The sequence below is a fragment of the Enterobacter cloacae complex sp. P6RS genome (assembly GCF_014982245.1).
Lineage (GTDB): Bacteria > Pseudomonadota > Gammaproteobacteria > Enterobacterales > Enterobacteriaceae > Enterobacter > Enterobacter bugandensis.
Genome location: NZ_JADCLB010000015.1, coordinates 191,837 through 213,220 on the forward strand (window position 1 = coordinate 191,837; position 21,384 = coordinate 213,220).

16 protein-coding genes are annotated in these 21,384 nt (G+C 53.9%); 4 read left to right on the forward strand and 12 right to left on the reverse strand.

Annotated elements, in window-relative coordinates; translation table 11 throughout:
- Window position 1: 1 nt before the first annotated feature.
- The 10 genes from INF73_RS09560 to INF73_RS09605 form a co-directional block, all read right to left on the reverse strand.
- A complete protein-coding gene (locus INF73_RS09560; protein WP_193066714.1) occupies window positions 2-1,231 on the reverse strand; it encodes a winged helix-turn-helix domain-containing protein in 1,230 nt (409 codons plus the stop codon).
- Between the two features lie 44 nt (window positions 1,232-1,275).
- Window positions 1,276-2,253 carry a tetraacyldisaccharide 4'-kinase gene (gene lpxK / locus INF73_RS09565; RefSeq protein ID WP_193066715.1) on the reverse strand — a complete coding sequence of 326 codons (978 nt, stop codon included), beginning with the start codon at window positions 2,251-2,253 and terminating at the stop codon, window positions 1,276-1,278.
- Complete coding sequence (gene msbA, locus INF73_RS09570) at window positions 2,250-3,998, reverse strand: lipid A ABC transporter ATP-binding protein/permease MsbA (RefSeq protein ID WP_028012570.1); 1,749 nt, start codon at window positions 3,996-3,998, stop codon at window positions 2,250-2,252. Before msbA ends, lpxK begins: the two co-directional genes overlap by 4 nt.
- Window positions 3,999-4,034: 36 nt before the next feature.
- Window positions 4,035-6,299 (reverse strand): ComEC family protein, encoded by a 2,265-nt coding sequence (locus tag INF73_RS09575; RefSeq protein ID WP_193540384.1) that lies wholly within the window; start codon window positions 6,297-6,299, stop codon window positions 4,035-4,037.
- A 214-nt stretch (window positions 6,300-6,513) separates the two neighbouring features.
- Window positions 6,514-6,801, reverse strand: coding sequence for an integration host factor subunit beta (gene ihfB, locus INF73_RS09580; protein ID WP_008499965.1), 288 nt, complete (start codon window positions 6,799-6,801; stop codon window positions 6,514-6,516).
- A gap of 170 nt (window positions 6,802-6,971) precedes the next feature.
- Complete coding sequence (rpsA, locus tag INF73_RS09585; RefSeq protein ID WP_008499966.1) at window positions 6,972-8,645, reverse strand: 30S ribosomal protein S1; 1,674 nt, start codon at window positions 8,643-8,645, stop codon at window positions 6,972-6,974.
- A gap of 111 nt (window positions 8,646-8,756) precedes the next feature.
- Entirely contained in the window at window positions 8,757-9,440 is a 684-nt protein-coding gene (cmk, locus tag INF73_RS09590; protein ID WP_193540382.1) for a (d)CMP kinase, read from the reverse strand.
- A 185-nt stretch (window positions 9,441-9,625) separates the two neighbouring features.
- Window positions 9,626-10,909 carry a 3-phosphoshikimate 1-carboxyvinyltransferase gene (aroA, locus tag INF73_RS09595; RefSeq protein WP_193540380.1) on the reverse strand — a complete coding sequence of 428 codons (1,284 nt, stop codon included), beginning with the start codon at window positions 10,907-10,909 and terminating at the stop codon, window positions 9,626-9,628.
- Window positions 10,910-10,978: 69 nt separating this feature from the next.
- Window positions 10,979-12,067, reverse strand: a complete 1,089-nt coding sequence (serC, locus tag INF73_RS09600) for a 3-phosphoserine/phosphohydroxythreonine transaminase (protein ID WP_063449166.1) — start codon at window positions 12,065-12,067, stop codon at window positions 10,979-10,981.
- Between the two features lie 162 nt (window positions 12,068-12,229).
- On the reverse strand, window positions 12,230-12,922 hold the full coding sequence (locus INF73_RS09605; RefSeq protein ID WP_028012566.1) for a DUF421 domain-containing protein: 693 nt from the start codon (window positions 12,920-12,922) through the stop codon (window positions 12,230-12,232).
- Window positions 12,923-13,049: 127 nt separating this feature from the next.
- On the opposite strand from INF73_RS09605, the gene ycaO reads away from it, so the two are divergent.
- The 4 genes from ycaO (at window position 13,050) to pflA (ending at window position 19,352) form a co-directional block, all read left to right on the forward strand.
- Complete coding sequence (gene ycaO / locus INF73_RS09610) at window positions 13,050-14,810, forward strand: 30S ribosomal protein S12 methylthiotransferase accessory factor YcaO (protein WP_049136587.1); 1,761 nt, start codon at window positions 13,050-13,052, stop codon at window positions 14,808-14,810.
- Window positions 14,811-15,216: 406 nt separating this feature from the next.
- Window positions 15,217-16,074, forward strand: coding sequence for a formate transporter FocA (gene focA / locus INF73_RS09615; RefSeq protein WP_028012564.1), 858 nt, complete (start codon window positions 15,217-15,219; stop codon window positions 16,072-16,074).
- Between the two features lie 51 nt (window positions 16,075-16,125).
- Window positions 16,126-18,408, forward strand: coding sequence for a formate C-acetyltransferase (gene pflB / locus INF73_RS09620; protein WP_023338210.1), 2,283 nt, complete (start codon window positions 16,126-16,128; stop codon window positions 18,406-18,408).
- Window positions 18,409-18,611: 203 nt separating this feature from the next.
- Window positions 18,612-19,352, forward strand: coding sequence for a pyruvate formate lyase 1-activating protein (gene pflA / locus INF73_RS09625; RefSeq protein ID WP_028012563.1), 741 nt, complete (start codon window positions 18,612-18,614; stop codon window positions 19,350-19,352).
- Window positions 19,353-19,388: 36 nt separating this feature from the next.
- Here pflA and INF73_RS09630 read toward each other — a convergent pair whose 3' ends face one another.
- Together INF73_RS09630 and INF73_RS09635 are read right to left on the reverse strand one after the other, a co-directional pair.
- Window positions 19,389-19,919 (reverse strand): anti-virulence regulator CigR family protein, encoded by a 531-nt coding sequence (locus INF73_RS09630; RefSeq protein WP_047368209.1) that lies wholly within the window; start codon window positions 19,917-19,919, stop codon window positions 19,389-19,391.
- 122 nt (window positions 19,920-20,041) lie between these two features.
- Complete coding sequence (locus INF73_RS09635) at window positions 20,042-21,190, reverse strand: MFS transporter (protein ID WP_045261768.1); 1,149 nt, start codon at window positions 21,188-21,190, stop codon at window positions 20,042-20,044.
- Window positions 21,191-21,384: the final 194 nt, after the last annotated feature.

Consider the following 21,384-nt stretch of genomic DNA (forward strand, 5'->3'; position numbering starts at 1 on the left):
TTCAGGGCGTGCCTGTTTCCCAGCCACTTCGACAGGATGTGAATAACCCGTCAGGTACCCGGCCAAGCGTTACGTCGCGAGCCTCCTGCCAGCGCGCGAACTCGCTAATGGCGGACGTTAACCCTTTTTCCAGGCTCGCCGTGACCCTGATGCCCTCTTGCAGATAAAGGGCAATGACTTCAAGCGTGCCGGTCTTGCGGTGCATTTTGGCATCCATGCGCCCGACCAGTTGTCCCTTGTGCAGCAGCGGTAAAACAAAGTAGCCGTATTGCCGCTTTGGCGCCGGGGTATAGCATTCCAGCCGGTAGCTGAAGTCAAACAGCTGCTCGGCGCGTTTTCTGTCCCAGACAACCGGGTCGAACGGCGACAATACCGCGCTGTGGGTCGCCTGAAGTTTGCCCTCCAGGGCCTGAGGCAATAACGGGAGGAGTTCCGCGTGCAGCCACATTTCGCCCAGCGTTTCCACGGTAACGGGAATGACGCGCTTCTCGCGTTGCCACGTGTCCAGCAGAGGCTTCAGAGCGGGCTGACGGAGGCGGTAATAGTCTGCCAGCCATTGCGGACGGAAAATGCCCAGGCTGCGGGCGCTGTTCTCCAGCATGCTGGCCTCGGCCACCTCCTGGGTAAGCAGATCCCGCTCGTCGTCCCAGTGAGGCATCACGCGATGCGTCAGATCATAAACGCGCTGAAAATTACGCCGTTCAATGACCATGACTTTGCCTGACGTGAACAACCCTTCAAGATGACGCTTGTGCGGCTTCCACTCCCACCATCCGCCTGCACCTTTGCGCGGATGTTCAAAATCGGCGGATCGAACGGGGCCGTTTTTTTGAATATGGCTGATAAGCTGCTCTATTTCGGCCTCATGTTCCTCCATCCACGCCTGCCGGTATTTCCATCCCATCTTTTCCGGAGCAAGCATACGGTGACGCACCAGGGCGAAATCGCTGCGGGGCAGGAAGCAGGCTTCGTGAGCCCAGTACTCCATCAGCTCCCCTTTGGAGAGCGCCTCATCGAGCCACTGCGGAGGATAACTCCCCAGGCGGCTAAACAGCACCAGGTAAGGGCTACGGGCGACAATGTTAATGGTGTCGATTTGGAGCAGCGACATGCGCTGGACGGTAGAGAGGATATCGGCAAGCTGCGCGCGGCGACGGGGCTTTTTGAGCAGCCCCTGCGCGGCAAGGTGTAAATGACGTGCGGCTGAAAGCGAGAGTTGCGGTAAAGACATGCGTTTTCCTGTCAGTCAAAGCGCCACCAGAACCGCGTAAGCCTCTACTGCACCAACGCAATCAGTTCCTTAAGCAATTGTTCCGGCTGTTCGCCGCTGAGTTCAGCGTCAACCGGCAGATACCACCAGTTTTCTTTGGCAAAGGCACGGCATTTCACCGCATCTTTTTCGGTCATAATGAGCGTCTGGCCAGGCGCGGTAAGCGTCTCAACCTGCTCTGCCGCCAGCGCCTGATGGTCAGCCAGCGGAACGCGTTTTTCCAGCCGGGCGCCACACTGCTCCAGCGTCGCGAAGAAGCGCGGCGGATGACCAATACCCGCCATTGCCACCAGCGAAGGCAGTTCTGCAACCGCCCGGCGTTCACCCGTCACCAGGTTGACCGCCATTCCCGGTAACAGACGCATAGGAATTTCACCCGACTTTGCTTCACCGCCGTTAACAATCACCGCATCAACGGACTTCAGACGCGAAGCGCGTTCACGCATGGGGCCAGCGGGCAGCCACCAGCCGTTGCCGAAACGACGAACGCCGTCGATAACTACAATCTCTTTATCACGCGCCAGAGCGTAATGCTGCAGGCCATCGTCAGTAATAATGATTTGTACTGCATGCCCGGCAAGCAGCGCCTGCACGGCGTCGCTGCGCACCGGGGAGACCGCAACCGGCGCACCGGTACGCTGGAAAATCAATACTGGCTCATCACCCGCTTCTGCGGTCGTGGTTTCCGCCGACAGCAGCAATGGGTAGTGCGCCGCTTTACCACCATACCCACGCGACACCACGCCGGGGCGGATGCCGCGTTTTTGCAACTGCTCCACCAGCCAGATCACCACTGGCGTTTTGCCGTTGCCGCCCGCCGTGAGGTTACCCACCACGACTACCGGAACCGGCGCGCGCCAGGCACGCTTGATCCCCAGACGGTAAAACAGGCGAATAATGCCGCTCACCAGGCCGTACAGCCAGGAGAGCGGCAAAAGCAGCAGCCACAGCGGGGATTCACCGGACCAGATGCGTGCAATCATTCGCCGAACTGCATCTTATGAAGCTGGGCGTAAACGCCACGATGTTCCAGCAGATCGGCATGGCTTCCGCGTTCAACAATGATGCCGTCCTCAACCACGACGATCTCATCTGCCTGCTCAATAGTGGACAGACGGTGCGCAATCACCAGCGACGTACGGTTCTTTTGCAGTTCATCCAGCGCCGACTGAATCGCGCGTTCAGATTCCGTATCCAGTGCAGAGGTTGCTTCGTCCAGGATCAGTATCGGGCTATCGCGCAGCAGCGCGCGCGCAATGGCGATACGCTGGCGCTGACCGCCGGAGAGCAGTACCCCGTTTTCACCGATGATCGTATCCAGACCGTTATCCATCTTGTTGATAAAGTCCATTGCATACGCCATACGCGCTGCGTTCTCAATCTGCTCGCGGCTGTACTCGTCAGTGCGCGCATAAGCAATGTTGTTGGCAACCGTATCGTTGAAGAGATGCACGTTCTGAGAAACCAGCGCAACCTGGTTACGCAGCGACTGCAGGGTGTACTCCCGCAGGTCGTGACCATCCAGCAGGATCTCACCTTCGTTAATATCGTAGAAACGAGTGATGAGGCTCGCAATAGTGGATTTACCGGAGCCGGAGCGGCCTACCAGCGCAACGGTTTTACCTGCCGGAATCGTCAGGTTGATATTGCGCAGAGCCGGCGTTTCGCGGCCTGGATAGGTGAAGGTCACGTTACGGAACTCCACGTCGCCACGCGCGCGCTCTACCTCGCGTGTACCTTCGTCTTTTTCCTGTTCAGAATCCAGAATGCTGAACAGCGTCTGGCAGGCGGCCATCCCGCGCTGGAACTGGGCGTTCACGTTCGTCAGGGATTTCAGCGGGCGCATCAGGGCAATCATCGAGGAGAAGACTACGGTGATAGTACCCGCCGTCAGCGTCTCCATTACGCTCGGGAAGCTTGCCGCATAAAGAACGAACGCCAGCGCCAGTGAGGCAATCAGCTGAATGATCGGGTCAGAGATGGAAGAGGCCGAGACCATCTTCATCCCCTGCAGACGCATTTTGTTGCTGACTTTGTCAAAGCGTTTGGTTTCAACTTCCTGACCGCCGAAGATCAACACTTCTTTGTGCCCTTTCAGCATCTGTTCTGCGCTGGTCGTCACCTGCCCCATGGTGTTCTGCATATTCTTACTGATATTGCGGAAGCGCTTTGAGACGACGCGGATAGCAATGGACACGACCGGTGCCAGCACGATAAGGATCAGCGACAGCTGCCAGCTGTAATAGAACATCATTGCAAACAGACCGATGATCGACGCCCCTTCGCGCACGACGGTAATCAGCGCGCTTGAAGAGGAGGAGGCAACCTGCTCTGAATCGTAGGTAATACGAGACAGCAGCGTCCCGGTGGATTGCTTGTCAAAGAATGAGACCGGCATGCCCATCATGTGGCTGAACAGACGACGGCGCATGGTCATAACCACTTTCCCGGATACCCAGGAGATGCAGTAGCTGGAGATATAGCTGGTGATACCACGTAAGATCATCAGCCCGATGACCACCAGGGGCATCCATAGCAGCACTGAGCGATCCGTTTTACCAAAACCGTCGTCCAGTAACGGTTTGAGGAGCGATAACATAAAAGTATCGCTGGCTGCGTTGAGGATTAACGCTACACCCGCCACGATCAGGCCTGCTTTAAAGGGTGCAATCATCGGCCAGAGTCGGCGGAAGGTTTGCCACGTGGAGAGATCTTTGTCGTTATGCATTCAAAAAACCAGCATTTGTTGAAATAGCCGCATATTCTACCCGTTATCTACGGGCGCGCCAAACCACTGATGATACCAGGGGGGTAAAAATTGATCCCGCACGCGCCGGATTTGCCAGCGATGGTGCGAAAATGTCACCGATATTTGCCCGGAATGGGGGGTATCGTGCCAGATATATCCCTCTTTTCGATAGCGCCGGACGACTTTAGCCGACGGGAATCGCCATGCGTTATAGCGGGCCGCTGAATCCAGCGCAATCTCCCCTTCCAGGCGCTGTACCAGCGGCAATGAAGACGAGGTATTGCTGCCGTGATGAGGTACCTGTATGAGGGTGGACGTTAGATGCTGCCAGTAATGGCTAAGCATAGCCTGTTCTGCCTGTGCTTCAATGTCTCCCGTCAGCAGAACGCTCTGCTCGCCGTCGTCAATTTTTACCACGCAGGAGTGATTGTTACCCTGAGCCGGATAATTTTCAGTGGGCCAGTGGACGGTGAACGTTAACCCCTGCCATTGCCATCTTTGCCCGCGAAAGCAGGGACGATGCCCAGTCTGGTGCAACGGACTTCTTACCCACATTTCGGGCCATGTTTTTTGCAGCGATACAAGGCCTCCCGCATGGTCGAGATGCTCATGGCTGAGAATAACGCCTTCCGGCTGCAGATGATGCCAGCGCAGCCATGGAATAATTAACCGCTGTGCACTATCCCCGCCCGGCCAGGCAAGCCCGGTATCGTAAAGAATGGCTTTTCCCTGTCGTTCAATAACCATTGCCAGCCCCTGCCCCACGTCCAGCATATGGAGCGTCCAGGCGTCGCTTTTCGCCGCTCGCCAGAGGGGAGAAGCCAGTAAGATACTTCCCACCAGACAAACGGCAGGAACGGTTTTCCAGGCACGGAAACGCCAGCCGATGAGGATAAGCCACGGCAGTAACGTCATGTACTGCCAGCGCTGGTCCACACTCTGCCAGCCGTCTGGTAGGCGCATTAGCAACCAGAACAACCCGGCAAGCGTCTTATCGGCTGCATACCAGATGCCGCTTTCCAGCCCCGCCAGCGGCAGCAGATGGAGCAGCATGCCGAGTAAAATCAGCGGTACGCAGACAAACGTCACCAACGGAACAGCAAGGAAGTTGGCGATCAACGAAGAAATGCTAAAGCCGTGGAAAATCAGAACCTGTAGCGGCATGAGAAGTAACAGCATGCCGACCTGCAGATAGACCAGGTTCAGCAGCGGACGTATCCGGCGAGCCCACTGCCAGTGAGGAAGCGGCAACCACTGAAACCAGAAAATCAGCGCGGCGACGGCAAATGCAGACAAAAGCAGACTCTGCGAAAGTATGGCTAAGGGATCGCTTATCAGGATCGCCGCGACACAGCAGATCCACACCTGCCATGGAGACCATTGCCGGGAACCGATCCGCAGCGCCGCCAGCACAGAAAGTGCGATGACCGTGCGTAGCGCGGGCGGTTGCAGACCGGTCAGCCAGGCGTAGAAAGCAGCAAAGAATAACCCTGCCAGCAGAGGCATTTGCCAGTTGACCCGATGGCAAGGTAATAAAAACTGAAGCCCGCGCACAAGAAACCAGACGATGGAGGCCGCCAGCGCGATATGCAGACCCGAAATCGCCATCAGATGCAGCGTGCCGGTTTCACGCATCAGGTCTTTTATTTCCCTGGGGACATCCAGACGTTCTCCCATGCCCAGCCCGAGGATAACCGCGCCCCAGCGATAAACTGAAAGTCGGTTTTGCAGCGATGTAAGGTATTGTGCTCGCAGGCTGCAGCGTCCATCGATGAGTTCTGCATGGGTAAAACGCCCACTTAGCGTTTGATGGCGGGCAATAGCGCTGCGCTGGGGGTCGTACCCTCCGTCGTTCAGTTCGCCGTGTACAGGCCTGAGCCGGAGCGTCATCGCCCAGCGCTGACCGGCACACGCTTTCTGCGGCAGATAATGACCATAAAGCGTTACACCCGTTGACGCCCACCAGCGCTGGCCATCAACGGTGAGTATTTTTCCCTGATGCACAGTGGCACCATCAGTCGCGGCGATCTCCACCTCGGCCTGCACGGCACCTGCGGTTAAATGCTGCATCGGCCAGACGCTCTCTTGCGCGGCCAGAATGCCCCACACGCAAAATAGCAGCGTCAACCCCACATACTTCAGCCGTACGTTTTGGCGTGCGGCCAGTGCAACCCCGCCAGCCATCATTATCCAGATGGTATAACGCGATGGCAGTTCAGGTAACCAGAGTAACGGGGCTATCGCCAGAATGGCGCAGATACCTAAAGCGGGAATTCCCATTGCTACCTCCCTGTTTCTGGGTGGCAGTATGCGGGCAGATCGAGCGGGGTGTCAGGTGTGAAAAATGCAATCTACAGCAAGCGCTGCAAGGTTTTTAGCGCGTTGCAGAAAATGCAACTTAAAATGCGAGACACCTTCAGAATGAAAGTGACGGAGACAAAAAAAGCACCCGCAGGTGCTTTCTTTCGAACCCAGTTTAACCGGCTGGCTAAACTCAGTTGCCGTAAATATTGGCGCGATCGCGCAGTTCTTTACCCGGCTTAAAGTGTGGAACGTACTTCCCTTCCAGCTCGACTTTATCACCAGTTTTCGGGTTACGCCCGGTACGTGGAGCACGATAGTGCAGAGAAAAACTACCGAAACCGCGGATTTCAATGCGCTCGCCCTGGGCAAGAGTGGAGGCCATATGCTCCAGCATCTCTTTTACGGCATCTTCCACTGCCTTGGCAGGGATATGCGGTTGCTGACTGGCAAGTCTTTCAATCAATTCTGACTTGGTCATGATTCCTCCGGTTCCTTTCAAACCAATTAGCTGAACAGCTCATTAAACAAGGGCGGCCGTAGCCGCCCTTTGTTATTGATTACAGGACGAATCCTGCAATCTGTCAAGTCTGCTCATCATCCTTCGCGCTGTAAATGCGTTACAGCTCAAATGATGCTGAGAACCTGATATTACTCGCCTTTAGCTGCTTTGAAAGCTTCAGCCATTGCGTTGTTAGAGAAGTTTGCATCTTCCTGTTTGTTAACAGTTGCGATTGCATCTTTCTCATCAGCTTCGTCTTTAGCACGTACAGACAGGCTGATTGCACGGTTCTTACGGTCAACACCGGTGAACTTAGCTTCAACGTCGTCGCCTACGTTCAGAACCAGAGTGGCATCTTCAACGCGGTCACGTGAAGCTTCAGAAGCGCGCAGGTAACCTTCAACGCCGTCAGCCAGTTCTACGGTTGCGCCTTTAGCGTCAACTGCAGTCACTTTACCGTTTACGATTGCGCCTTTCTTGTTCAGTGCAACCCAGTTGTTGAACGGATCTTCTGCGAGCTGTTTAACGCCCAGGGAGATACGCTCACGCTCTGCGTCAACCTGCAGAACAACTGCAGCGATTTCGTCGCCTTTTTTGTATTCACGAACTGCTTCTTCGCCTGCAACGTTCCAGGAGATGTCAGACAGGTGAACCAGGCCATCGATGCCGCCGTCCAGGCCGATGAAGATACCGAAGTCAGTGATAGACTTGATTTTACCTTCAACACGGTCGCCCTTGTTGTGGGTTTCCGCGAACTGCTGCCATGGGTTGTTTTTGCACTGCTTCAGGCCCAGGGAGATACGACGACGTTCTTCGTCGATATCCAGAACCATCACTTCCACTACATCACCAACGTTAACAACTTTGGATGGGTGGATGTTTTTGTTGGTCCAGTCCATTTCGGAAACGTGCACCAGGCCTTCAACGCCTTCTTCGATTTCAACGAAGCAGCCGTAGTCGGTCAGGTTGGTTACGCGACCAGTCAGTTTAGTACCTTCTGGGTAACGCTTAGCGATAGCTACCCATGGATCTTCGCCCAGCTGTTTCAGGCCGAGGGATACACGAGTACGCTCGCGGTCGAACTTCAGCACTTTAACAGTGATTTCGTCGCCCACGTTCACGATTTCGCTTGGGTGCTTAACGCGTTTCCACGCCATGTCGGTGATGTGCAGCAGGCCATCAACGCCGCCCAGGTCAACGAATGCGCCGTAGTCAGTGAGGTTCTTAACGATACCTTTGACTTCCATGCCTTCCTGCAGGTTTTCCAGCAGCTGATCGCGTTCTGCGCTGTTTTCGGATTCGATAACGGCACGACGGGAAACAACAACGTTGTTACGCTTCTGGTCCAGCTTGATTACTTTGAACTCAAGCTCTTTGCCTTCGAGGTGCAGGGTGTCACGGACTGGACGAACGTCTACCAGTGAACCTGGCAGGAACGCACGAATACCATTCAGCTCAACAGTGAAGCCACCTTTAACTTTGCCGTTGATAACACCGACCACAGTTTCAGCTTCTTCGTAAGCTTTCTCCAGCGTGATCCATGCTTCGTGACGTTTAGCTTTCTCACGAGACAGCAGGGTTTCGCCGAAGCCGTCTTCTACTGCGTCCAGAGCAACGTCAACTTCGTCACCAACCTGGATTTCCAGCTCGCCCTGGGCGTTTTTGAACTGCTCAGCCGGAATGGCGGACTCAGATTTCAGACCGGCGTCAACCAGTACTACGTCTTTGTCGATAGCAACAACAACACCGCGAACGATGGAACCCGGACGGGTTTCGATTTCTTTTAAGGATTCTTCAAACAGTTGAGCAAAAGATTCAGTCATGTTTAATCTTCAGGTTAATATTAACGTCCACCTGGCTCCGTGCCGGATGGGGTTGTTTCACATACCCGCCGTCAATCCATTGCAGCGGGGGTACTGCTAAATCGGTCGCGATTACGCGTGTGCCAGTTTTTGGCGCGCATATTGTAGCGCTTTTTCAATCACTTGCTCAATAGTTAAACTGGTTGAATCCAGAACTAATGCATCTTCTGCAGGAACAAGCGGTGCGACGGCGCGGTTACGATCGCGGTCATCGCGCTCTTTTATCTCGGATAAAAGGCGATCAAAGTTAACACTAAACCCCTTTTCCTGCAACTGAAGCATACGGCGTTGAGCACGTTCTTCCGAAGAGGCGTCAAGGAAGATTTTTACTGGCGCATCAGGGAAGACCACGGTTCCCATGTCGCGTCCATCAGCGATCAGACCCGGGGCTTCACGAAACGCTCGCTGGCGACGCAGCAGCGCCTCACGAACGCGTGGGAAAGCCGCCACCTGGGAGGCCGCATTAGCGACTTCCTGCGTACGGATTTCGCCGCTCACGTCTTCCCCTTCCAGGATCACTTCCAGGTTGCCATCGGTAGAAACAAAACGCACATCCAGATGCGCAGCCAGCGGTACCAGCGCTTCTTCAGAGGCGACATCCACGTGATGATGCAGCGCAGCCAGCGCCAGCACGCGATAGATTGCTCCCGAATCTAAAAGATGCCATTGCAATGCTTCCGCCATCGCTTTGCACAGAGTACCTTTCCCTGCGCCACTCGGCCCATCAATGGTGATTACCGGGGCAACTGCCGTCATCTTTTTCTCCTTAAATAAGGCATACCGTTAACATGAACGCCGCGCATTATACGCGCCAACGTGCGCAACTGTTACCTTTGCGTGCAAATTACGGAATGATAGAAGCAGAGTGTAGAAGAAATGAGCGGGAAAGATCGTCAGGAAGCGTAAGGAAATGCCGCATCAGGTGATGCGGCAAGACTTCATCATGCCAGGGTGCTAATGCGCGCCAGCTGTTCGAAATAGTCCGGGAAGGTTTTCGCCGTACATTTCGGATCGAGAATGGTCACAGGGGTATCGGACAGCGCCACCAGCGAGAAACACATCGCCATACGGTGATCGTTATAGGTCCCGATTTCAGCAAAGTTCAGTTTTGCCGGCGGCGTGACGCGAATGTAATCTTCGCCCTCTTCTACCTCAGCGCCGACTTTACGCAACTCGGTTGCCATCGCGAACAGGCGGTCCGTCTCTTTTACGCGCCAGTTATAGATGTTGCGCAGCGTGGTGGTGCCTTTGGCAAACAGCGCCGCCGTGGCAATGGTCATCGCCGCATCCGGGATATGGTTCATGTCCATGTCGATGGCGTTCAGCTCACCGTGGGTACAGGAGATGAAATCATCCCCCCAGGTGACAACCGCGCCCATTTTTTCCAGCACGTCAGCAAAACGAATATCGCCCTGCACGCTGTTGCGGCCAATGCCGGTCACTTTTACCGTACCGCCTTTAATCGCGCCAGCGGCAAGGAAATAGGATGCGGATGAAGCATCGCCTTCAACCAGGTAGTTGCCCGGCGACTGGTACTGCTGCGCGCCGCGAACCACGAAACGCTGATAAGACTGGTTTTCAACCTCAACGCCGAAGGTTTTCATCAGATGCAGCGTAATATCAATATACGGTTTGGAGACCAGCTCACCTTTAATCGTGATAACCGTATCCTGCGGGGCCAGCGGCGCGGTCATTAGCAGCGCCGTCAGGAACTGGCTGGAGACGCTGCCGTCAACCTCGACGGTACCGCCGGTAAAGCCCCCGCGCAGACGCAGTGGCGGGTAATTTTCCTGCTCCAGATACTCAATCTGCGCGCCGCCCTGACGCAGGGCATCTACCAGATGGCCGATCGGACGTTCCTTCATGCGCGGCTCGCCGGTCAGCACGATGTCATTGCTCCCGAGGCACAGGGACGCCGCCAGCGGACGCATCGCGGTACCCGCGTTACCCAGAAACAGCTCAAGCTCCTCACTCGCCTGCAGCGCGCCGCCGTTGCCGGTCACTTCGCAGCGGTTGCGATCGTCAGAGAGTGTGTAATGAACGCCCAACGCTTTCAGCGCATTGAGCATATGGCGCACGTCATCGCTGTCCAGCAGGTTGGTGAGGACGGTGGTGCCGTTTGCCAGAGCTGCCAGCAGCAGAGCGCGGTTCGAGACACTTTTTGAACCAGGCAGATTGATGGTGCCATCTACCCGCGCGATAGGTTGTAACGTCAGGGATTCCATGAAAACTAAACTCTCAACTCAACATAATAAAAACCCCGCAGGGACGCTGCGGGGGTGAAAAACAGCAAATTAACCGTGACGACGTTCGAAGTCGATCATGAAATCGGTCAGGGCTTTAACCCCTTCCAGCGGCATGGCGTTATAAATGGAAGCACGCATCCCGCCAACCACACGATGGCCTTTCAGCGCGTGCAGACCCGCCGCGAACGACTCTTCCAGGAACACGCTGTCCAGGCTGCTGTCTGCCAGCTGGAACGGTACGTTCATGCGGGAACGGTTCGCTTTCGCCACATCGTTACGGTAGAAATCGCTCTTGTCGATCGTGCCGTACAGCAGTTCGGCTTTCTGCTGATTGATCTTGTCCATCTGCGCCACGCCGCCGTTTTGCTTCAGCCATTTAAAGACCAGGCCGGAGAGGTACCAGGCAAACGTAGGTGGGGTGTTGAACATGGAGTCGTTGTCATTCAGGACGGTGTAATCGAGAATTGACGGGCAGGACTTATGGGCTTTCCCCAGCAGGTCTTCACGGACGATGACAATAGTCAGCCCAGCAGGGCCGATGTTTTTCTGAGCACCTGCGTAAATGACGCCGTAGCGGCTGACGTCCAGCGGAGTGGACAGAATGGTTGAAGAGAGGTCCGCCGTCACAATGACATTGTCGCCAAAGTCTGGCTCTTCGTGAATGGCGATGCCGTCGATGGTTTCGTTCGGGCAGTAGTGGAGATACGCGGCGTTGTCAGACAGCTGCCACTCGCTCATCGGCTTCACGGCGCGCAGACCGTCGACGGTCACTTTGGCATCGATAACGTTCGGCGTGCAGTATTTGTGCGCTTCTTTTACCGCACTGGCTGCCCAGTAGCCGGCATCGACGTAATCAGCGGTGGTTTTGTCGCCCAGCAGATTGAGCGGGATGCCCGCAAACTGACCGCGTCCACCGCCATGGCAGAACAATACTTTGTAGTTCGAGGGAATGTTCAGCAGATCGCGAAAATCCTTTTCTGCCTCTTCCGCCACCTGAATAAACGCTTTACCCCGGTGGCTGATTTCCATCACCGACGTACCCAGACCGTTCCAGTCACACAGCTCCTGTTGAGCCTGTTTGAGTACGTCTGCCGGTAACATTGCCGGACCTGAACTGAAATTAAAAACTTGAGCCATTTCTCCTCACCACGCTAAAAGCCATAAGTTATAACTGTGGATATCGGTTTTATCATTCAGTGACACGCGCCGCAATGTCTAAAACTTATGACCGGGGAAATGTGCCCTTCGTCACACAAAACAATCTGCCGCCTCGTCGTCACAAAACCGACAAAATCGCTGTCAGACGAGGCGTTTAGCCCGGCTAACCTTTGTCCATTCCGGATTTGCACAACGAGGGCATAATTGATGATCGCCCGCATGCATCCCCACAACATGACTACATTTTATACATGCATACTCCCCGGTTTCAGGTATCACCCTGAACCGTTCTACTAACATATCCGGCAGGATACACAGGCCGGGCTTAACGTCGTCATCAGCATAGTAATAGACGCTGATTTGCCCATTGGTTTCCATGATCGCCAGCCGCACCTGTCCGAGCTGTTCAACGCTATTCAGGCGCAGCTCCATGAAGAACTCAAACTCGGTCATATTGGCGCTTTGCACATTTTCCCAGGCCAGTTGACCGTCCTCGACAATAACGACCGGTTTCCCTTCAAGCAGATCTTCCAGCTTTTCACTTTTTGACATCAGCCACATCACCAGCCGGTAAAGCAAGGCGAGGGAAACAAATACGATAAACACCGGCACCATCGGCACGTCGTCATAAAACGCTACGTCCCCCGCCGCCGAGCCCAGCGTCAGGATGATCAGCACTTCAAACAGCGACATCTGACGAACGCCACGACGGCCGGTAATTTTGAGAAACAGGAAGACGAGTACGAAGGTATACAGGCTGCGCAGCGCCACTTCGCCCAGAAATTCAGGTGGAACTTTATCAAACGCCATCCGCTGGAGATCAAATGCTTTCATTTTTCTATGCCTTAACAGTCAGTTACTGCTACTAAGCATAGCCCAGCCATTTATTTTCGCCGGAGATAGCACCCGTCACGCAAAACCCGTATCATTGCGCGCTTTACGTACGATAAAAGTGAACGCCATGACTCAAACGTTTATCCCCGGCAAAGACGCCGCTCTGGAAGATTCCATCGCTCGCTTCCAGCAGAAACTGACCGACCTGGGCTTTAACATCGAAGAAGCCTCCTGGCTGAACCCGGTGCCTCACGTCTGGTCCGTGCACATTCGCGACAAAGACTGCGCGCTCTGCTTTACCAACGGTAAAGGTGCGACGAAAAAAGCGGCACTGGCCTCTGCGCTGGGTGAGTATTTTGAGCGTCTGTCCACCAACTATTTCTTCGCTGACTTCTGGCTGGGTGAAACCATCGCCAACGGCCCGTTCGTTCACTATCCGAACGAAAAATGGTTCCCGCTGACCGAAGACGATGAACTGCCGGAAGGCATTCTGGATGGCCGTCTGCGTGCCTTCTACGATCCGGAAAACGAACTGACCGCCAGCATGCTGATCGATCTGCAGTCTGGGAATGAAGAGCGTGGGATCTGCGCCCTGCCGTTCACCCGTCAGTCTGACGAGCAGACCGTCTATATCCCGATGAACATCGTCGGCAACCTGTATGTGTCCAACGGTATGTCCGCCGGTAACACCCGCAATGAAGCGCGCGTGCAGGGCCTGTCTGAAGTGTTCGAGCGTCACATTAAAAACCGCATCATCGCTGAATCCATCAGCCTGCCGGAGATCCCGGCTGACGTGCTGGCGCGCTACCCGGGCGTGGTGGAATCCATCGCGAAGCTGGAAGCGGAAGGTTTCCCAATCTTTGCCTATGACGGCTCGCTGGGCGGTAAATATCCGGTTATCTGCGTCGTGCTGTTTAACCCGACTAACGGAACCTGCTTCGCCTCCTTCGGCGCGCATCCTGACTTCGGCGTGGCGCTGGAGCGTACCGTGACCGAGCTGCTGCAGGGCCGTAGCCTGAAAGATCTCGACGTATTCACCCCGCCAACGTTTGACGATGAAGAAGTAGCCGAGCACACCAACCTCGAAACCCACTTCATCGACTCCAGCGGTTTGATCTCCTGGGATATGTTCAAGCAGGACGCGGACTATCCGTTCGTGGACTGGAGCTTTGCCGGTACCACCGAAGAAGAGTTCGCTACATTGATGGCAATCTTCGACGCCGAAGATCAGGAAGTCTACATTGCCGACTACGAACACCTGGGCGTTTACGCGTGCCGCATCATCGTACCTGGCATGTCCGATATCTACCCGGCGGAAGATCTGTGGCTCGCAAACAACAGCATGGGCGCGCACCTGCGTGAAACCCTACTCTCCCTGCCGGGCAGCGAGTGGGAAAAAGAAGATTATCTCAACCTGATAGCCCAGCTGGACGATGAAGGCCACGATGACTTTACCCGCGTGCGCGAGTTGCTGGGTCTGGCGACCGGGAAAGACAACGGCTGGTACACGCTGCGCATCGGTGAACTGAAAGCGATGCTGGCCCTCGCGGGCGGCGATCTGGATCAGGCTCTGGCCTGGACAGAATGGACCATGGAGTTTAACCAGTCGGTCTTCTCCGCCGAGCGCACCAACTATTACCGCTGCCTGCAAACCCTGCTGCTGCTTGCGCAGGAAGACGATCGTGAGCCACTGCAGTACCTGAACGCTTTCGTACGTATGTACGGTGCTGAAGCGGTTGAAGCCGCCAGCGCGGCGCTGAGCGGTGAAGAGCCGTTCTACGGTCTGCAGGCGGTTGACAGCGATCTGAAAGCCTTCCCGGCGCATCAGTCTCTGCTGAAGGCCTATGAAAAGCTGCAGAAAGCAAAAGCCGCTTACTGGTCAAAATAAACGCATATAACATTAACGGCAGTAGGCGTATTCAATCGTCTGGGCTATATTACGGGGCAATTTCATTGCCCCGTTTTTTATTCTCTTCGGCAATGATTGTTGATTGTAATAATAAAGTTAAACACGGGTAAATATAATAATATTTGCCTGGGCTTTGTTGTTACTTTTTATGGTAAATACTCCATATTAATTAACTGTTTCGAAGGGGGCCGAACGAAAAAATTCAACTCTTTTCATAACTTTTAAAATTTATTTTTATACGGATAATCAAATACTTACTCCGCATTTGTTGTAAAACCATACATACTGCGGGCCTATAAGCCAGGCGAGATATGATCTATATCAATTTCTCTTCTATAATGCTTTGTTAGTATCTCGTCGCCGACTAAATAAAGAGAGAGTTAGTGTGAAAGCTGACAACCCTTTTGATCTTTTACTCCCCGCCGCGATGGCAAAAGTTGCCGAAGAAGCGGGTGTCTATAAAGCAACGAAACACCCGATGAAGACGTTCTATCTGGCGATCACCGCTGGTGTGTTCATCTCTATCGCTTTCGTCTTCTACATCACCGCCACCACCGGTACTGCCGGAATGCCTTTCGGCATGGCCAAACTGATTGGCGGCATTTGCTTCTCACTGGGTCTGATTCTCTGCGTCATTTGCGGCGCCGACCTCTTCACCTCAACGGTGCTGATTGTTGTGGCGAAAGCCAGCGGAAGAATTACCTGGGGTCAACTGGCGCGCAACTGGCTTAACGTCTACGTTGGTAACCTGATTGGCTGTCTGCTCTTTGTTCTGTTGATGTGGCTCTCTGGCGAGTATATGACCGCCAACGGTGGCTGGGGGCTTAATGTCCTGCAAACCGCTGACCACAAAATGCATCACACATTTATCGAAGCCGTTGCTCTCGGCATCCTCGCAAACCTGATGGTCTGCCTGGCGGTCTGGATGAGCTACTCTGGCCGTAGCCTGATGGATAAAGCCATGATTATGGTTCTGCCGGTTGCGATGTTTGTTGCCAGCGGCTTCGAGCACAGTATTGCGAATATGTTCATGATCCCGATGGGGATTGTTATCCGCAACTTTGCAAGCCCGGAGTTCTGGACCGCAGTTGGTTCATCCCCGGAAAGTTTCTCTCACCTGACTATTATGAATTTCATTACTGATAACCTGATCCCCGTCACTATCGGGAACATTATCGGTGGGGGTCTGTTAGTTGGGTTGACATACTGGGTCATTTACCTGCGTGGCGGCGACCATCATTAATGGTTGTCTCAGGCAGTAAATAAAAAATCCACTTAAGAAGGTAGGTGTTACATGTCCGAGCTTAATGAAAAGTTAGCCACAGCCTGGGAAGGTTTTGCGAAAGGTGACTGGCAGAATGAAGTCAACGTCCGTGACTTCATTCAGAAAAACTATACCCCGTATGAAGGTGACGAATCCTTCCTGGCTGGCGCAACTGACGCGACCACCAAGCTGTGGGACAGCGTAATGGAAGGCGTTAAACTGGAAAACCGCACTCACGCGCCAGTTGATTTTGACACCTCCGTTGCATCCACCATCACTTCTCACGATGCTGGCTACATCAACAAAGCCCTTGAGAAAATTGTTGGTCTGCAGACTGAAGCACCACTGAAACGCGCCATCATCCCGTTCGGTGGTATCAAAATGGTTGAAGGTTCATGCAAAGCGTATAACCGCGAGCTGGACCCAATGCTGAAAAAAATCTTCACCGAATACCGCAAAACCCATAACCAGGGCGTATTCGATGTTTATACCAAAGACATTCTGAACTGCCGTAAATCTGGCGTTCTGACTGGTCTGCCAGATGCCTATGGCCGTGGCCGTATCATCGGTGACTACCGTCGCGTTGCGCTGTACGGTATCGACTTCCTGATGAAAGACAAATACGCGCAGTTCGTTTCCCTGCAGTCTGACCTGGAAAACGGCGTAAACCTGGAAGCGACTATCCGTCTGCGTGAAGAAATTGCTGAACAGCACCGCGCGCTGGGTCAGATCAAAGAGATGGCGGCTAAATACGGCTGCGATATCTCTGGTCCTGCGACCAACGCTCAGGAAGCTATTCAGTGGACCTATTTCGGCTACCTGGCCGCTGTTAAGTCTCAGAACGGTGCAGCAATGTCCTTCGGCCGCGTATCCACCTTCCTTGATGCGTACATCGAACGTGACCTGAAAGCAGGCAAAATCACCGAGCAAGACGCTCAGGAAATGATTGACCACCTGGTCATGAAACTGCGTATGGTTCGCTTCCTGCGTACCCCAGAATATGATGAGCTGTTCTCTGGTGACCCAATCTGGGCAACAGAATCAATCGGCGGTATGGGCGTTGACGGCCGTACGCTGGTAACCAAAAACAGCTTCCGCTTCCTGAACACCCTGTACACCATGGGTCCTTCTCCGGAGCCAAACATCACCGTTCTGTGGTCTGAAAAACTGCCTCTGAACTTCAAGAAATTCGCCGCTAAAGTGTCCATCGATACCTCTTCTCTGCAGTACGAGAACGATGACCTGATGCGTCCGGACTTCAACAACGACGACTACGCTATCGCTTGCTGCGTGAGCCCAATGGTTGTTGGTAAACAAATGCAGTTCTTCGGTGCGCGTGCAAACCTGGCGAAAACCATGCTGTACGCTATCAACGGCGGCGTTGATGAAAAACTGAAAATGCAGGTTGGTCCTAAGTCTGAGCCAATCAAAGGCGACGTGCTGAACTATGACGAAGTCATGGAGCGCATGGACCACTTCATGGACTGGCTGGCTAAGCAGTACGTGACCGCGCTAAACGTTATCCACTACATGCACGACAAGTACAGCTACGAAGCCTCTCTGATGGCGCTGCACGACCGTGACGTTATCCGCACCATGGCGTGTGGTATCGCAGGTCTGTCCGTTGCGGCTGACTCCCTGTCTGCAATCAAATACGCGAAAGTTAAACCAATTCGTGACGAAGACGGCCTGGCCGTAGACTTCGAAATCGAAGGCGAATATCCGCAGTTTGGTAACAACGACGCTCGCGTTGATGACATGGCGGTTGACCTGGTAGAACGTTTCATGAAGAAAATTCAGAAACTCACTACCTACCGTAACGCTATCCCGACTCAGTCTGTTCTGACCATCACCTCTAACGTTGTGTATGGTAAGAAAACCGGTAACACCCCAGACGGTCGTCGTGCTGGCGCGCCATTTGGCCCAGGTGCTAACCCAATGCACGGTCGTGACCAGAAAGGTGCTGTAGCTTCTCTGACCTCCGTTGCTAAACTGCCGTTTGCTTACGCGAAAGATGGTATCTCTTACACCTTCTCTATCGTGCCAAACGCGCTGGGTAAAGACGACGAAGTGCGTAAAACTAACCTCGCGGGTCTGATGGATGGTTACTTCCACCACGAAGCGTCCATCGAAGGTGGTCAGCACCTGAACGTGAACGTAATGAACCGTGAAATGCTGCTCGACGCGATGGAACATCCTGAGAAATATCCTCAGCTGACCATCCGCGTATCTGGCTACGCAGTACGTTTTAACTCCCTGACGAAAGAACAGCAGCAGGACGTTATCACCCGTACTTTCACTCAGTCCATGTAAGTGGAATTGACTGAAATCACGCGTTAAAAAGCGTACAATAAAGGCTCCACGCAAGTGGGGCCTTTTTAACACCCTCGCTTCACCAGTCTCTTTTGTCCGCTATCTATACTTTATGGATAACAGCCAAAACAGACTCGACATAGCCTTTGAGCTGTGCAACTACACAGGCCCCCGGATGGGCCAAATTCGGAGATATCACCGCAATGTCAACTATTGGTCGCATTCACTCCTTTGAATCCTGTGGCACCGTCGATGGCCCAGGGATCCGCTTTATTACCTTTTTCCAGGGCTGCCTGATGCGCTGCCTGTACTGCCATAACCGCGACACCTGGGACACGCACGGCGGTAAAGAAGTCACCGTGGAAGATCTGATGAAAGAGGTGGTGACCTACCGCCACTTTATGAACGCATCCGGCGGTGGCGTGACCGCGTCCGGCGGTGAAGCTATTCTTCAGGCTGAGTTTGTCCGCGACTGGTTCCGCGCCTGCCATAAAGAAGGCATTCATACCTGTCTCGACACCAACGGCTTTGTGCGCCGCTACGATCCGGTCATTGATGAACTGCTCGACGTGACCGATCTGGTGATGCTCGATCTCAAACAGATGAACGATGAGATCCACCAGAATCTGGTTGGCGTTTCTAACCACCGTACGCTGGAGTTTGCCAAATACATCGCCGATAAAGGCATCAAAACCTGGATCCGCTACGTTGTTGTTCCCGGCTGGTCAGATGACGATGACTCCGCGCATCGCCTGGGTGAATTTACCCGCGACATGGGCAACGTCGAGAAAATTGAGCTTCTGCCCTATCACGAGCTGGGTAAACATAAATGGGTGGCGATGGGCGAAGAGTACAAGCTTGATGGCGTGAAGCCGCCGAAAAAAGAGACGATGGAACGCGTGAAAGGTATTCTTGAGCAGTACGGCCACAAGGTCATGTATTAAAGAGAAGGCCCGGTAAGAACCGGGCCTTTTTATATTCTATTTAAAGACGCCGTTAATTACGGAGGTCACAATCGCCGTACTCAACGCAATTAAGACCAGATCGTCCCCGACCACGCGCCATTCATAGCCCGGGTAGGAAGGAAGCTGGCCGAGCATAGAGGCTGGTACGGTCTTCTTCGCAATGCCCGGAGGAAGCGGTTTACCGCGTGCGAGGTTTTTCGCAATCCCCGGAGGCAGAGACTCATAGCCCGTTAAGCCATAATTCAGTGCCAGGTGGCGGGCATGATCGAAGCTCACGCGAGCGTCGACGTCATTACCGACATCTTTGCTGTTTTTGAAGCTCTTATCCGATTTTCCAGGGTTTTCCTTTCCGCTATTTTGCTTATTACCATGGTTACCGGAATTACCAGAATTCCCGTTACCATGATTGCCGCCATTACCTTGTCCGCCACTGTTTCCATGACCACCGCCATTCCCGTTTCCAGGATTAGCCATGACCGGAGCCGTTGCAAACGTTAAAGACAACACTACGGCAAGTGCGGTAGTGGAAAAACGACGTATAGACATGATTGTTGCCTTTTGTGGTAGAACTCATTTGAATTATCGCCAGGCGGGGAAAACAAACAATGCGTAAAAGTCTTATATGTGACAGGGACAAAAAAGCCTGTCATCGACAGGCTTTTATTTAATCAGGCGTGCGCCACAGGGGTTGGATGCTCGCCCGCTTTGCGCAGCAGCATCAGGAGATAAATAAACGACACGCTGGCAATCATGATAAACAGCAAATTGTCGGAATAATTCTGCATCAGCATCGCGGTAAATGTCGGTCCCAGCAGGCTACCGATGGTATAGCTTAATAATAGCGCCTGGTTCATTGCCACGAGCTGGTGATGTTCTACTTTCTCACAGGCCCACGCCATCGCGACCGGGTAAAGCGTGAATCCTGCGGCCCCGAGAATAAACAGTGCAGGTGCCATCGCGGCGTTGCTGAGCATCGCAAGGCATCCCATGATCACCACGAAGACCTGAACGCGCAGCACCAGCAGACGACCAAAACGGTCCGCCAGGCGGCCAATCGGCCATTGCCCCACAATACCCGCACTGACCATCACCGCCATCCAGAAACCAATTCCGGAATCGCTGACGCCCTGATGATTCAGGTAGAGCGGCATCAGGCCATAGAGCGAGCCCAGTACAATTCCCGAAATAATGCAGCCGTTTACGCCCAGACGCGCCTGACGAAGTCTCAACATCGGCCAGACGTGGGTCGCTTCCTGATGTTCGCTGTTCTGGTTCACAATGCGCGTAAAGAGCAGCGGCAGGATCGCGGCCAGCACCATGCCGGTTACCCACGGCAGCACGCTCATCAGGTCGGTTGGCAGTTTGCTGACCATCAGTTGACCCAGAACGGTACCGACGTAGTAAACCATCATATAGGCCGCCAGCAGACGTCCGCGGTTGCGGGAGGTACCGCTACACATCAGCGCGCTTTCAACCACCACCCAAATCATCGCGCAGCCGACGCCGGCGATAAAGCGCCATGCCATCCAGCTCCAGAAGCCCACCATCAGACCCAGCCCGGCGCACCCGGCAGCGAAAATCAGCGAGGCCAGATAATAGCTGCGATTAAAGCCAAAACGCTTAATCAGGCTACCGGTTAATAATGTGCCCAACAGGTTCCCGGTAAAAAAGGACGAGCTGACCATACCCACCTGCCAGGTCGGTAAGTTTTCATGGGCGAGCCACAGCGGGACGAGCGTGTTTAACACGGCGATCGCCAGGGTCAACAGAAGCAGGCCACAGAGCAACAGGAGCACTGGCCGGGTATAGGTGGTCATGGATTAAAAACCGTGAGGAAGTTCAGATTTCGTGCGCATCATGCCACTGGCAAAAACAAAGTCAATCCACAGATTTAGCCGGCTCGCACAATATGTTCCCTGTCGATTTAAAAAACTTATCCTGCTAATGCAGCGCCTGCTATAGATATTAATTATGTATCTGTTTTTATTTATTAATGACCTAAATTAAAACA